The 14,448-nt window shown below is 39.7% G+C and carries 16 protein-coding genes; 8 read left to right on the top strand and 8 right to left on the bottom strand.

Annotated features, from left to right (window positions below; all coding sequences use genetic code 11):
• The first annotated feature begins 12 nt into the window (after window positions 1-12).
• Window positions 13-1,353, top strand: coding sequence for a DUF1552 domain-containing protein (locus N7931_RS10450; RefSeq protein ID WP_262793902.1), 1,341 nt, complete (start codon window positions 13-15; stop codon window positions 1,351-1,353).
• 129 nt (window positions 1,354-1,482) lie between these two features.
• Here N7931_RS10450 and N7931_RS10445 read toward each other — a convergent pair whose 3' ends face one another.
• Window positions 1,483-2,778, bottom strand: coding sequence for an NCS2 family permease (locus tag N7931_RS10445; protein ID WP_262793900.1), 1,296 nt, complete (start codon window positions 2,776-2,778; stop codon window positions 1,483-1,485).
• A gap of 130 nt (window positions 2,779-2,908) precedes the next feature.
• On the opposite strand from N7931_RS10445, the gene N7931_RS10440 reads away from it, so the two are divergent.
• Window positions 2,909-3,472 carry a phosphoribosyltransferase gene (locus N7931_RS10440; RefSeq protein WP_262793899.1) on the top strand — a complete coding sequence of 188 codons (564 nt, stop codon included), beginning with the start codon at window positions 2,909-2,911 and terminating at the stop codon, window positions 3,470-3,472.
• A gap of 115 nt (window positions 3,473-3,587) precedes the next feature.
• Here N7931_RS10440 and rsmE read toward each other — a convergent pair whose 3' ends face one another.
• The 6 genes from rsmE to N7931_RS10410 form a co-directional block, all read right to left on the bottom strand.
• A complete protein-coding gene (gene rsmE / locus N7931_RS10435; protein ID WP_262793897.1) occupies window positions 3,588-4,319 on the bottom strand; it encodes a 16S rRNA (uracil(1498)-N(3))-methyltransferase in 732 nt (243 codons plus the stop codon).
• An 82-nt stretch (window positions 4,320-4,401) separates the two neighbouring features.
• On the bottom strand, window positions 4,402-5,058 hold the full coding sequence (locus N7931_RS10430; protein WP_262793896.1) for a 2OG-Fe(II) oxygenase: 657 nt from the start codon (window positions 5,056-5,058) through the stop codon (window positions 4,402-4,404).
• Between the two features lie 146 nt (window positions 5,059-5,204).
• Window positions 5,205-6,491 carry a glutamate-1-semialdehyde 2,1-aminomutase gene (gene hemL, locus N7931_RS10425; RefSeq protein WP_262793895.1) on the bottom strand — a complete coding sequence of 429 codons (1,287 nt, stop codon included), beginning with the start codon at window positions 6,489-6,491 and terminating at the stop codon, window positions 5,205-5,207.
• Between the two features lies 1 nt (window position 6,492).
• Complete coding sequence (locus N7931_RS10420) at window positions 6,493-7,515, bottom strand: aspartate carbamoyltransferase (protein WP_262793893.1); 1,023 nt, start codon at window positions 7,513-7,515, stop codon at window positions 6,493-6,495.
• A gap of 53 nt (window positions 7,516-7,568) precedes the next feature.
• The gene (gene hemJ / locus N7931_RS10415) at window positions 7,569-7,997 is read right to left on the bottom strand and encodes a protoporphyrinogen oxidase HemJ (RefSeq protein WP_262793892.1); all 429 of its coding nucleotides are present in this window, start codon (window positions 7,995-7,997) and stop codon (window positions 7,569-7,571) included.
• Entirely contained in the window at window positions 7,997-9,703 is a 1,707-nt protein-coding gene (locus tag N7931_RS10410; protein ID WP_262793890.1) for a chloride channel protein, read from the bottom strand. The genes hemJ and N7931_RS10410 overlap by 1 nt, the downstream gene beginning before the upstream one ends.
• A 92-nt stretch (window positions 9,704-9,795) precedes the next feature.
• On the opposite strand from N7931_RS10410, the gene N7931_RS10405 reads away from it, so the two are divergent.
• Both N7931_RS10405 and erpA read left to right on the top strand, forming a co-directional pair.
• Window positions 9,796-10,524 carry a DUF6776 family protein gene (locus N7931_RS10405; RefSeq protein WP_262793889.1) on the top strand — a complete coding sequence of 243 codons (729 nt, stop codon included), beginning with the start codon at window positions 9,796-9,798 and terminating at the stop codon, window positions 10,522-10,524.
• A gap of 86 nt (window positions 10,525-10,610) precedes the next feature.
• On the top strand, window positions 10,611-10,946 hold the full coding sequence (gene erpA, locus N7931_RS10400; RefSeq protein ID WP_262793888.1) for an iron-sulfur cluster insertion protein ErpA: 336 nt from the start codon (window positions 10,611-10,613) through the stop codon (window positions 10,944-10,946).
• A gap of 347 nt (window positions 10,947-11,293) precedes the next feature.
• Here the strand turns inward: erpA and N7931_RS10395 are convergent, their stop codons facing one another.
• Window positions 11,294-11,809 (bottom strand): TlpA family protein disulfide reductase, encoded by a 516-nt coding sequence (locus N7931_RS10395; protein ID WP_262793886.1) that lies wholly within the window; start codon window positions 11,807-11,809, stop codon window positions 11,294-11,296.
• An 86-nt stretch (window positions 11,810-11,895) separates the two neighbouring features.
• Between N7931_RS10395 and N7931_RS10390 the strand changes: the two genes are divergently transcribed.
• From N7931_RS10390 to N7931_RS10375, 4 genes are all read left to right on the top strand, one after another.
• A complete protein-coding gene (locus N7931_RS10390) occupies window positions 11,896-12,531 on the top strand; it encodes a methylthioribulose 1-phosphate dehydratase (RefSeq protein WP_262793885.1) in 636 nt (211 codons plus the stop codon).
• Window positions 12,528-13,217 carry an acireductone synthase gene (gene mtnC, locus N7931_RS10385; protein WP_262793884.1) on the top strand — a complete coding sequence of 230 codons (690 nt, stop codon included), beginning with the start codon at window positions 12,528-12,530 and terminating at the stop codon, window positions 13,215-13,217. Before N7931_RS10390 ends, mtnC begins: the two co-directional genes overlap by 4 nt.
• A 6-nt stretch (window positions 13,218-13,223) precedes the next feature.
• On the top strand, window positions 13,224-13,769 hold the full coding sequence (locus N7931_RS10380) for a 1,2-dihydroxy-3-keto-5-methylthiopentene dioxygenase (protein WP_262793882.1): 546 nt from the start codon (window positions 13,224-13,226) through the stop codon (window positions 13,767-13,769).
• 116 nt (window positions 13,770-13,885) lie between these two features.
• Complete coding sequence (locus N7931_RS10375) at window positions 13,886-14,416, top strand: NUDIX hydrolase (protein ID WP_262793880.1); 531 nt, start codon at window positions 13,886-13,888, stop codon at window positions 14,414-14,416.
• The last annotated feature ends 32 nt before the right edge of the window (window positions 14,417-14,448 follow it).

Raw genomic sequence — 14,448 nt, 5'->3', positions numbered from 1 at the left:
AGGAAGGCGAAGATGAATATTTTAAAACATAAAATGCAGCGCCGAGATTTCCTTCGTACAGTTGCAAAAGCTGGTCTTACGACCGCTTTTGCCAGCCAGTTTGCGTTTTCCACTAAAGCCTTTGCAGCAGCGGGTGATGCTAAACGTTTTATTATGGTGTATTACCCAAATGGATGTGTACGTGATACTTGGCACTCGTATGAAATTGGTGGTTTAACCGCGGGCAGTTTTACAACTAGCCCGCTGGAACCACTTGAAACACATATAAATAGAATATTACCAATTAAAAACTTAACGTTTGCAGGGCACGGGGGGAGTTCTGGTCACCCAGAAGCTTGTAAAGGTGTTTTCTCTGGTGGTATGGCAAACGCGACTACCTTTGATGTGAGCATTGGTGAAGCTTTAGGTGGGCAGCTAACTAATAACTTTCATGTTGGCTGTTTTTCAAGCCGGGCAAAAGATGAAAGTCACATGCCATTTACTGATAAGAATGGTAGTAAAATTAAAGTTACCGATGACCCACAGGTATCTTACGATAACTTATTAGCCGATGTTGTAGGGCAATCTTCCGGTTCTGGCTCATCAGAAGAATCGCCGGAAAAATCGCGCAGACTAAGAGTGCTGGAAGCTTTGCATGAAAACTTAGATTTATTGCAAGCGAATGCACTTAGTGTAAAGCAGCAGGGTAAATTAATGAGCCATGAAGAGTCGTTAAATTATTATCAAAATTTATTAAGCTCAAGCCTTGAAGTTAGTGGTGGTGATTTTTCACGCCCAACTATAGGTATGACGGGCAATATGGAAGATGGTGAATTAATGGCCAAAGCGCAAATGAAAAATATTGCGATGGCAATGCAGGCTAATATTACCAATACAGCAACCTTTCAGTTTATGGGCGCTCAGGACGAATCAATGATGATTAACTTCGAAAGTATTCGTCCTTTTATGGGAGACTTTGGCGTACCGCCAAAATTAACCTACAACGAAACTCGTAGCCATGTTAGTTCACATAATGAATCTGACTTATTTAACTCGCAAACCCGCTGGTACAATATGATGGTTGCTTACTTAATGGATGAATTAGCAGCCAGACCAGACACAGCTTATGGTGGGAGTTTGTTGGACAATACATTGATTTTGGTTATGTCTGAAATGGGTGGTGGTAACCATCAGCAAGAAAACCCGGGTATTTATGTGGCTGGTGGTGCTGGCGGAGCTATTCAAACTGGTAATGCGATTGATGCCGGTGGTGCTGGTATGTCTAATTTATATTTAAGTATTGCTCATGCATTTGGCTTAAATTGGAACAGCTACGGAAATAGCTTCGGCACAATAAATGGATTTTCTGTTTAAAGACTGGTTATTCATGGTTTGACTGGTTTGTTTGGTCAGACTTAGCAATATCTTGTCTATTATCTCCCCGCCATAGCCCATATAGTGTTTAGATGTTATATGGGCTATTTTTATACCTAAAAGCCAAAATCAAACCATATGATAAATGCTTAATGCAACGGCTAGCGACCACATAAATAAATTAATTTGTCGCCACTGGCCGGTTAATACTTTAATCGCTACATAAGAAATAATGCCAAGTGTAATTCCATGCGCTATAGAAAAAGTAAAAGGCATTGCAATTACAGTTAAAAATGCTGGAACAGATTCATCTATTTTTAGCCAGTCGATATCACGAGCACCTAACATCATTAACGCGCCGACCACAATTAAAGCTGGAGCCGTTGCCAGAGCCGGAACCGCAATAAAAATCGGGGTTAAAAATAGGGATGCTAAAAATAGCAAACCAACTACCACGGCGGTCATACCGCTACGTCCGCCAGATTCAATCCCAGCTGCTGATTCTACATAAGTGGTCACTGTGCTGGTTCCTAATAATGCACCAGCCGAGGTACCAACTGCATCAGCCATAAATGCTTTTTCTGCTCCGGGTAATTCGCCTTTTTTATCTAATAAACCGGCAGCTCTACCAGTACCAATTAAAGTACCAGCAGTATCAAAAATATCGACAAATAAAAATGCGATTACAATCGTTAAAAATGCACCGGTGAAAACCTGACTAAAATCAACCGCAAGTAAGGTTTCTTTTGGAAAACTTGGTAGGGTAAAAAATTTATCCGGTACATTTGCCAGTCCGGTTGCCCAAGCAATTAAAGTTAATGCAACAATGCTGAGTAATAACGCTGCTTTATATCCTTTATGCATTAACGCAGCCGTTAAGACAATCCCAAATAAAGACAATAAAACAGCTGGATTATGCAAATCACCCATAGTGACTAAAGTGGCAGAATGATCAACCGTTAAACCTGCATTCTTAAAACCAATAATAGATAAAAATAAACCGATACCAACCATAGTGGCTACTTTAAGGGTTGCCGGAATCGCATTGATCATTTTTGACCTAAAGCTGGTGGCAGCCAGCAAAATAAAAATAATCCCTTCAACAAATACAGCCGCTAAAGCGACTTGCCAGCTTACGCCCATACCTTGAACTACACCAAAGGTAAAATAAGCGTTTAAGCCCATACCCGGAGCTAATGCAAACGGAAACTTGGCGTAAACCCCCATAATTAAACAGGCAATACCGCCAGCCATTGCTGTTGCCACTGCAATATCCTGCGCAGGCATACCACTTAAACTTAATAACTGAGGGTTGATGAACAGAATATAGGCCATGGTTAAAAATGTGGTAAAACCGGCGCGAACTTCTGTTGCTAAATTAGTATTAAGTTTTTCAAAATTAAAATAACGAGCAATTAGCTCCATAACTTAGCCTTATTAATCGATGGGTTAGTGGAATATTGTAAGGATATTTAGCCGTAAATCTATCCATGCTTTAGAGATAATTAAATTTAGACTATAATTCAGCTCTTTAATACTGAACAAATGGTCAATTATGTCTGAAAAATATTATATTGGTGCAGAAGAGCTGTTGCACGACTCTTTTAAATTAGGGTTAGAAGTATTTAAAAGTGAGTTTAAACCCGACTATATAGTTGCAGTTTGGCGTGGTGGTACACCAGTTGGTATTGCGCTACAAGAAATTTTGCATGTTTGCGGCGTGCACTCAGACCATATTGCGATCCGGACTTCATCCTACGAGGGTATTGATCAAAGAGGGCGCGAAGTAAGGGTTCATGGTTTAGATTATTTAGTTAAAACTATTAACGCGGAAGACTCATTATTAATTGTTGATGATGTATTTGATACTGGACTTAGCATTCAGGCAATTTTAGATGAACTAAAACGTAAATGCCGTCGTAATACACCACAGGATATCCGCATCGCAACACCTTGGTTTAAACCAGACAATAATAAAACCTCGTTAATACCACATTATTTTTTGCATAAATCAGACAAGTGGCTAGTATTCCCGCATGAGTTTGATGGTTTAACACACGATGAAATTGTTGAAAACAAACCAGCCATTAAAAAATTATTTGATGAATATGGGATTTAGGTTTTGCTAATTGAGCATAACATTTAATAAAACCAGCTTTAAGCTGGTTTTATTATATTTAGGTATTTACTCTAAAACAGAAACTAAATATAAAGACGTCTATAAAAGTGAAGGGTTACCCCAAATCCCCAAAATAACTTTGCAATAAAGCGATGGCTGCTAAGCCGGCGGTTTCGGTGCGTAATACTCTTGGCCCCATTAAAACATCGACAAAATTAAACTCTCTGGCTTGGCTAATTTCTTCATCACTTAATCCGCCCTCTGGGCCAATTAATAACTGAGCCTGATGATTATTTAGCGTTAAACCAGCAATACCATGCTTAGCATAAGGGTGAAGGTTAACTCTTACCCCGTCAAAATCAGCCGCTAACCATTCGCTTAAATCAACAACTGGATTAATAGTCGGTACAAATGACCTGCCGGATTGTTCACAAGCCGCTATTGCTATTTTTTGCCACTGCTCCACTTTTTTACTCATGCGCTCTGCATTGAGTTTAACTCCGCAGCGCTCGCTAATCAGTGGGGTTATTTCAGTCACCCCTAACTCAACCGATTTTTGAATAGTAAAATCCATACGATCACCACGGGAAATCACTTGCCCTAAATGAAGTTTTAGTGATGATTCTGAGATATTTTCGACTTTATCTGAGATATAAGCGCAAACCCGTTTTTTGCTCACCTCGGTCAGCTCTGCCTGATATTCAAAGCCATCCCCATTAAACAAAATAATGCTTTGCCCGCTTTGTGCTCTGAGCACTCTGCCTAAATGATGACTGGCATCGGCAGATAACTCTGTTTCGCTATTTAGCGTTAAATCATGCGGGTGGTAAATTCGGCTTATTCTCATTAGTCTGCCTTTTTTAAACTTTCTTTTATTTAATCTGCGGATAAGAAATGTTGAAGTAAAACCTTCTTATCTGTACATCAGCTTATTTAGGTGGATCAACTTGGTTATTTATCGAGTTATTAACTCGGAACCAACCAGCAATACTATAACGCATTCTGTCGGCTGGCAGAACTTCGTGCGGAAATTCTTCGCTTAAAAAAATCACCATTCGACCAAGTTCCGGCAATATACGCTCGATCTCTTGGGTATGATTTTCAGGATCATACATCACCAACTCACCGCCATATTCAGCTTGCCAGTTCGGGTTTAAATAATAAACGGTCGATAAAACCCGATTAGTTTGGCCGTTAAATGCATCTAAATGTTTTTTATAAAAGTCACCCGCATTGTATTGCGCAAAATGGCTTTCGTAGCTGAATAATCCTAATAATAATTGGCGGTTTAAGATAAGTCTTAATGCCTCCATGTGGCTCAGCCAAGCTTGCTCAACCTGAGTGGTTGGTTCAATCCACTTAATTTGGTCACGTCTAACAAAGCTATTTAAAGTTTGTTGTTGCTCACGGCCAATGCCAGCTACGCGCATTTTTTCACTTGGCGTATCCATTAAATGCTTAAGTAAGGCGGTTTCCAGCTCTATTGGTAAAGCGTGGTCAATAATCGCATAACCTTTACAACGAAGATCTTCGGCAAGGGAAAGATAATTAATTTGAGCAAAAATTTGCTCAGCGGTTTGTTGCATGGGCTGGTTTATCCGGCAGAAAATGTGCGCGCATTTTATGCACAAACTTTAAGATATACCATTAGAATTTTATCTTTTTTAACAGCAAAGCCAGCAAAGGGGTTGCTGGCTTTGTATTGATTTTACATAGGTTTTTGCGGCTTATTTTACAGCGCTTTAAAAGCTTTAGCTGCGGCTGCGATTGTCGCCTCAATATCTGCTTGAGTATGGGCGGTTGAGGTAAAGCCAGCTTCAAATGCCGATGGTGCTAAATAAACCCCTTGCTCAAGCATTAAATGATAAAAGCGCTTAAACTTTTCGCTGTCGCACTGAGTCGCTTGTTTAAAGTTTTCAACTTTATCCGCATCGGTAAAGAAAAACCCAAACATGCCACCAATTTGATTGGTGGTTAATGCAACGCCAGCTTGTTGGGCTGCGGTTTTAAAGCCTTCGCACAATTGCTCAGCCTGCGAGCTGATCGTTTGATAAATTTCATCCGCATTATTTTTTAATAACGTTAATGCGGCAATTCCGGCTGCCATGGCAATGGGGTTGCCTGACAAAGTACCAGCCTGATAAACCGGGCCAGTCGGCGCGATATGTTGCATAATTTCAGCTTTACCGCCAAATGCACCAACAGGCATACCACCGCCAATGACTTTACCTAATGTTGTTAAATCCGGTTTAATATCGTAATAAGCTTGAACCCCACCGAGTGCAACTCTAAAACCTGTCATCACTTCATCAAAAATTAAAACAGCGCCAGACTGATCACAAATATCACGCAAGCCCTGTAAAAATCCATCCGATGGCGGAATGCAGTTCATATTACCGGCAACAGGCTCAACAATAATACAGGCAATATCATCACCGTATTGTGCAAATAACTGTTTAACCGACTCCAAATTATTAAACTCAGCGGTTAAAGTATGTTTCGCAAAATCTTCAGGAATCCCCGGAGAGTTTGGAACCCCTAAAGTGAGCGCGCCAGAGCCAGCTTTTACTAATAAACTGTCGGCATGGCCATGATAACAGCCTTCAAATTTTAATAGTTTATTACGTCCGGTATAACCGCGAGCTAGGCGAATCGCAGTCATGGTGGCTTCTGTTCCAGAGTTCACCATACGCACACTTTCCATGTTTGGCATGATACTTTTAACCAATTCAGCCATTTCAATTTCGGCTTCAGTTGGTGCGCCGTAGCTTAAACCTTTATCAACTGCTGCATGTACGGCTTCTCTGATTTGAGGATGATTATGGCCTAAAATCATCGGTCCCCATGAACCGACATAATCAATATATTGTTTGCCATCTACATCAAATAAATAAGCACCATTAGCGCGCTCAATAAATACAGGATCGCCGCCCACACCGTTAAAGGCTCGTACCGGCGAATTAACACCGCCGGGAATATGTTGCTGGGCTCGTTGAAATAATTCTGATGATTTTGACATTTTAAATTACCGTATCGCTTTTGTTGCTGTACCAGTGTACAGATTGATCATATTTAGTGACTAAATCCTGCACGCCAAGCGTAGTGGCAAATAATGCCATGCGGACTAATACGCCGTTATCGGCCTGACGGAAAATAGCTAAGTTTGGATTTAAGTTTAAGTCGTTATCTAATTCGTTGGCATCGGCACGTGAATCGCGTGGCAGCGGGTGCATAATGACAGTGTTAGATTTACAATGCTGGGTATAAATCGCCTGATTTAAACGGAAGCGGCCCCGATATAAATTAGCTTCTTCGGCTGAGGCAAATCGCTCTTCCTGAATGCGGGTCTGATAGACAATATCCGCCTCTAAATGGCCTTCAAGCTGCTCAGTAATCACAACCTGATGACCTGCATCTTCAACCAAATCAATAATATAATCTGGCATGGCTAATTCTTTTGGTGCAATTAAGGTAAATTTTAAGTTTTTATACAAACTTAATAATTTAGATAATGAATGCACAGTTCGGCCATATTTTAAATCGCCCACCATAGCAATATGCATCCCGTCTATGCCTTCGTGGTGAGCATGGCGCTCTTTTTGAATGGTATATAAATCTAATAAAGCTTGCGTTGGGTGTTCGTTTGCACCGTCACCGCCATTAATCACCGGAACCCGGCTGCCGGTGGCAAATTCAGCTACCGAGCCAGCCTCAGGATGGCGCATTGCAATTACATCACTATAACTACTTAATACTCTTGCGGTATCGTAGAGCGATTCACCTTTTGCCAAAGCTGACGAGCTTAATCCTGTGGTTTCTCTAACATGGCCGCCTAACAAGTTAAAAGCAGTACCAAAACTCACACGGGTACGTGTACTGGGTTCAAAAAATAAATTACCTAAAATTGCGCCGTCTAATACAGTTGTGCGTTTTTCGCGATGCGCATAAGGCTGCATAAGGTCTGCAATGCGGAATAAATATTCGATACTTTCGCGGTCAAATTGATTAACCGACAGAATGTTTGAACCTTCAAATTTGAACATGAATGACACCTATAAAAATGACGACGGGTAAATTGTAGCCTGTAATACTTTGGCTAAAAAGGCTTAACCACAGCTAATATAATTATTGCGAATAATAAAATAACCGGAAACTCATTAAACCAGCGATAAAAGCGCGCACTGCGCTTATTTTTATCCTGCTTAAACTCAGCCAATAATTTAAAACAATAACCATGATATAAATAAAGCAATATAACTAAAGTGAGTTTGGCATGTAACCAACCACTTAATTTAAACCACTCACGACCATACTGATAAATGAGCGCAATACCAAAAACCGCGGTTAAAACTGCAAACGGGGTAACAAAATACAATAATCTGCGCTCCATTATTTTGAGCTGATCATGTACTAACTTTTCTTTGCTTTGAGCGTGATACACCAGTAATCGCGGAAAATAAAAAATACCGGCAAACCAAGCCACCATAAAAATAACATGAAAGGCTTTTAGCCATAAAATCAGCATTATTCAAACTCCTGATAATTGCCTTTGGTTAATCTTAACCTGAGCTGATGCCAACTCAATACCCCAATAATTTTGTCTAGCTCTTGCTCAAAAATATACACAGAGCCGCGTCGTTTTTGCTGTAAAATTTCATAAGGTTCGGCCAGTGTATAGCGCGACTCAACCCCTTGTAGCTCTTCAAATTTATAAGGCGTTTTATTATTTGGGTCGAGCGAAACATCGTAACTAACCAGTTTAAAACTCACGCTGTCATCTTCGGTTTGTTTTAAAATCACTGGGCGTTTTCCGGCGCGGTTAAGGGCACGTTTAATAACCTCTTCATCCTCACTTTTCACCAGCACAAAGTTTCGCTCCATTGCAGCCTGCACCCCGGTTTTTTGTAAAATGTCGTAAGTAGGTGGTACTTGATAATCCAGCTTTTGTAACTCAAGCTGCATAATAAATAGCGAGCGGTTTTTAAATAACTGATTAGAAATCACATACGCAGAAACAATAACCACCATTGCAGGGGCAATAATTTCAGGGTTATAAGTCATTTCAAGGGCGGTGACCAAAGCGGCCAGTGGGGCATTTAAACAAGCCGCCATTAAAGCGGCTAATCCTAAAATGCCATAAATATCTGAATAATTAGCTAAATTACCAATAAAAATAGAGGCCACCAAAGCCAATAAAGTGCCAAGCATAGCGCCTAAGCCTAAAATGGGGCCAATCACCCCACCGGGAACACCTAAACCTATCGCAAAAATAGTCAGCGCTGCTTTAGCAATAAAAATGGTCATTAATAACTGTGCGTTATCAATATTAACCTGTGCAATATAAATAGCGCCTAACCCAGTGCCCAACGCTTGTGGCACCAAAAAGCCGATAATCGCAGTAATTAATGCGGATAAAAATAAACGCGGCAGCATATTTACGCTACGAAACGAGCGAATAATTTCAAGTAACTGGCGGTTAAAGGCAAATGCAAAACAACCAACAATTAACCCCATAAAAACTAAATAAGGGTAATGTTCAATACTTAATAAATGAATCGATAATCCACTTAAATCGTGATCATGCCCAAAAACTAAACGATTCGCCCATGCGCCAGCAACCGATGCCAGCATAACCGGAACGAAAATATGAGTTTTGTATTCTCTTAATACTACTTCCATTACAAAAATAACGGCGGCAAGTGGAGTATTAAACGAGGCTGCAATTGCAGCAGCCATGCCACAGGCTGATAAAGTTCTCACCGAGTTGTAAGGAAGTTTCAGCCAAGATGCAAAATAACTTGCAGCACCTGCGCCTAAATGAACCGCTGGGCCTTCTCTGCCGACCGAAAATCCACTGCTCATTGCAATTATGCCACCAAAAAACTGGTTAATTGTATTGCGCAGTGGCATCATCCCATAAAATATTTTTAGCCGATAAATAACAAACGGAATACCAAGCCGAAAATATTTAAACTGGGTAGAAACACCAACTAAAGCAATTAAACCTGCGCCAATAAAAGGTAAGATAAATCTGAAATGCGGTTCTAAACTGGTAAAATCGTCTGGCGTATCCAGATAAAAAAGTTGAATATTGTCTAAACACCAACGAAACGCAATGATGAAAGCGGATGCACATAAACCTGCAATTAAACCTAAGATACTTAACTGAATCGATATTTTGGGATACGCCAGTTGTGTTCTTAGTCTTTTAAGGTGTTTTTCTATCGGCATTTAGGATATTTAATGGTTAAAATCGGTCTAAGATAAAATCATTAATACAGGTTAGTTAAGTCTATCACAATCAATAAAGAAGAATCATTGCTTTGAAAAAACAAGTTATTAATAATTTTGAATTTATTTTTCGTCCAAATATAAGATTTTATACCACATTAGTGGGTTTAGCGATTTTGTTATTCGCATTTTTAGCCGGTTTTGGCATTGCAAAGTGGTTAGATCAAAAAAAGTTAGATCAATACTCAACTTTACAAAAAAGATTAGAAGCAAGAGACGAGCAAGTATACCAGCTAGAGCAGCAACTTAACTTTGTGAGAGTCGAGGCCGAAGTAGGCAAACTTAGTTTGCAGCAAATCCAGCAAGATCTACAAACCGCCCAACAAAATAATATTAGATACAAAGAACAGCTTAGTTTTTATCAAAATATTATGGCGCCAGAGTTAAATGCCGGTGGCGTGACTATCGACAGATTATATATAGAGCCAACTTTAATTGCGCAGCAATACAGATACAAAGTGGTGCTGATCCAAACCAGTAAAATTAAACAATTTGCCAAAGGCAATGTCACCATTAACCTAAAAGGCATGCAAAATGAGCAGGCCAGTAATTTTGAAATTAGCCAACTCGCTTTATCTGAAAACGATATGAGTTTTAATTTTAAATACTTTCAAATACTTGAAGGTAATTTTGTATTGCCCGAAAACTTTACACCTGAGCGAATTGAGCTAACTGTGACTTTGCCAAAAGCTAGAGGACAGGAACATAGTGAAACCAGCCAAGTTTTCGACTGGCAACCAGAAATTACACATCAGGAATAAGTGAGCTGAATTTTAGATAATTAGTTGAACGTTTTAGTCAGGTATTAGATAATAAAGCATTAGGTTTATAAGATGAGGTATAAGAGATGGATGCAATTCCACTTAACTTTACAGATACTGCGGCAAAGCAGGTTAAGCAGCTGATAGAAGAGGAAGAAAATCCGAATCTTAAATTTCGTGTTTATATCACAGGTGGTGGCTGCTCTGGTTTCCAGTATGGTTTTACTTTTGACGAAAAAGTAAATGACGGTGATATGTTAATCGAAAAAGAAGGTGTTACTTTAGTTGTCGATGCAATGAGTTTGCAATACTTAGTTGGCGGCGAAGTAGATTATACATCTGGCCTTGAAGGTTCTCGTTTTTTTGTGACCAACCCTAACGCTTCTTCAACTTGCGGTTGTGGCGCAAGCTTTTCGGTATAACACGTAATTGCGCGCTAAAACACTCAAGGAAAATGCTAAACAACGCTGAGTAACGCGCTATATACCACTACTAAAAACAGTATCCAAAAAAGCTGCAGATTAAATTTTAAGTTTAATCTGCGGCTTTTTTATTTTAGTACACTTAACTTTGATGAGTTCAGTTTTACTGTAGGTCTAGTTCGCTGGCATGGATACCAGTGGTAGAACATTGCAGGAGCAAATTGTCGAGCGCCGTTAAACTACAATATTCAACGGCGTAAACGCCGATCTACAAGCTGTACTTAAACATATATTGAAACGGTACTAGTCACCATTTTGTCTTAGTTCACAAATAGTGATTTCAGCTTTTAATTGGTATTTAAGTTCACTAATAAGTTCTCAAGGTTTTGTTGCTGTTTAGGGTTAAAACCCATTAAACGGTTTATTTCCTGTCTTTGTTTATCCAGTACAATTAAAGTGGGTAAACCCGCTATCGAAAAGCTGCGTTGTAATAATCCTTCCGCGTCAAAAAATACCCCTGTGTGGTTTAAGTTTAAATCGGCCAGAAATTGTTTTGCATCTGCCGGATCTGTATCTAAATTCACCGCAACATAAGCAAATTTGTGCGGTGGTAAATCAGCAAATAAAGTTTCGTAATAAGGCAATGACTTAACACAAGGCTGACACCAGCTTGCCCAAAAATCTAAAATAATATAATCCTGTTTAAAATCTGCTAATTTAGTTTGCTCAATATTACTGGCAAAAGCCTGTTGCAAAACTGGGTTTTTGGGCGTGTTATTTAAATTTAAAGCGCTATATGCGCCCAGTGCGCAAGCGATTAAAGCAATAATGATAATGGTGGATTTACGGCTTAATATTTTCATTTTATTTATGCTCATGAGTTAGGTTAACTATGTGTTACAATCCCGACCTTAATGACTTTAGGTATATTAATAGTTTGAGCTAGATTATGGAATCTGATTTACATCCTACAAATTTTCCCCAGTTATCGCAGCAATTAGTTGATGCCGTTCGTTTTATTGGCGAGCGCCAATGGTGTCCGGCAACCGGTGGCAATTTTTCTGCAAGAATAGATGAACAGCATTGTTTAATTACACAGTCAGGTAAATTTAAAGACCAACTTACCCTAGACGACTTAATGATTTCAACTATGGATAATAAAGCGGTTGATCCGGCTTTAAAACCATCTGCCGAAACCGGCTTACATACCAAACTATATCAGCTAAATCCGCAAATTGACTGTGTTTTACATACGCATTCGGTGCATTCAACCGTATTATCACGCGCCTGTGGCGATAAAATTGTGATTCAAGGTTACGAAATGCAAAAGTCGCTGCGCGGCAATACCACGCATTTAGACAGCATTGAAGTATTGGTATTTGACAATGATCAGGATATTGATGCCCTTGCCAAACGCGTAGAAGCCAAATGGCATGCAGGTGAAATCACCCAGCCGGGTTTTTTAGTAAAAGGCCACGGTTTATATGCATGGGGCAATAGCGTAAGCGAAGCAAAACGCCATGTCGAAGGCTTTGAATTTTTATTTGCTTGTTTGTGGCAAGAAAAACTATTGGGGAAAGCATGAGCATAAAAGCCATTTTAACCGATATTGAAGGCACAACCAGCTCAATTGAATTTGTGCATCAGGTATTATTTCCGTACGCCAAACAAAACCTGGCCGAATTTGTTAAAAATAATGCCACGCAAGATAACGTATTAGCGCAAATCAACGCGGTTAAACAAGTTTGCCAGCAGCCAGATATGACAACCGAGCAAGTGATTGAGCAATTAATTAGTTGGATAGAAGCCGACAAAAAAGAGCCAGCGCTTAAAAGTTTACAAGGTTTAATTTGGGTTAAAGGTTATCAAAACGGTGATTTTACCGGCCATGTTTACCAAGATGCTTACACCGAGCTAAACAACTGGCATCAGCAAAACATCGCGCTTTATGTTTATTCCAGTGGCTCGGTTAAAGCCCAGCAACTTATTTTTGGGTACAGTGATTTTGGCGACATGACACCTTTATTTAAAGGTTATTTTGATACTCAGGTTGGCCATAAACGCGAAGTTAACTCATATCAAACTATTTTGCAGTCTTTACCTTTTAGCGCCAGCGAAGTATTGTTTTTATCCGATATTAAAGAAGAATTAGACGCAGCCAAACAAGCGGGTTTTAATACCATGCAACTGGTACGCGACAACAAGGTTATTGTTGGCCAGCACCCGCAAGCCAGCAACTTTACTCAAATTAACCTAGCTGATTTTGGATGATAAATAATGAGCCAATTAACGATTTATTCAGATCAAGATAAAAACCAGATTTTTATTGATACACACAACGCGACAGAAATTCAAACCGAGTTAAGCAAAATTGGTGTTCAGTTTGAACGCTGGCAGCTTGAAAAAGACCTCGCCGAAGATGCCGACAACGACACGATAATTCAAGCATATCAAGCCGAAATTAATCGCTTGGTTGAAGAGCGCGGATATCAGTCTTACGATGTGGTCAGCATGAATCCAGATCACCCGCAAAAAGCTGAATTTCGCAAAAAGTTTTTAGACGAACATACGCATAACGAAGATGAAATTCGTTTTTTTGTACGTGGGCAAGGGCAGTTTGTATTGCATATTGGCGATAAAGTGTATGCAATATTATGCGAAAAAGATGATTTAATTTCAGTACCGGCACAAACCAAACACTGGTTTGACATGGGGCCAAACCCTAAATTTACCGCCATTAGAATTTTTGATAACCCCGAAGGCTGGGTTGCAAAATTCACCGGTGAAACCATAGCCGATCAATTCCCCCGTTTAGAAAACTAATTAAACTCAGATCGAGTTTATTAAACCGAGCAATTAACCGCACGGGGTTATTTAACCTTAGCGCAGGTTAATTGCTGAGTTACGCTTAAAAATAAATATTCAATGTGATTTAAACCGTGCGATTATTAAAAACTGCTATTCATCCCGATGTTAACTTAGCGCAAGATAAATTATTTAAGCGCCGCGCCACCCGTGCAATTGTGCTAAAAGGCGAATCTATTTTAATGCTTTATACCCAGCGTTATCACGACTACAGCTTACCCGGCGGCGGTTTAGACGAAGGCGAAGATATGATTGCTGGTTTTTGCCGTGAACTGGCCGAAGAAACCGGTGCGCAAAATATCCGTAATATTCAACCCTTTGGTTTATATGAAGAATATCGCCCGTGGCACAAACCCGAGTTTGATAGCGTAAATATGTTGTCGTACTGTTTTAGCTGCGAAATAGACGATGAACTAGCCGCCACTCAACTGGAAGACTACGAAATAAAAAATGGCATGCGCCCAGTATGGATGAATATTTATCAAGCCATTGAACACAATGAACAAACCATTAAAAACAGCAGTAAAAAAGGGTTATCAATAGAGCGGGAAACGTTTTTATTAAAGCTTATTGTGCAGGAATTAATTGCTGAGAAGGTTGAGTGAGCGGGGGATTGAACCTCTAGATCATAATTTCA

Origin of the sequence: Catenovulum sp. 2E275 (assembly GCF_025515275.1) — a bacterium.
GTDB lineage: Bacteria > Pseudomonadota > Gammaproteobacteria > Enterobacterales > Alteromonadaceae > Catenovulum.
The sequence above is the reverse complement of the archived record's forward strand: the minus strand, read 5'-3'. Positions and strand labels throughout refer to the sequence as shown.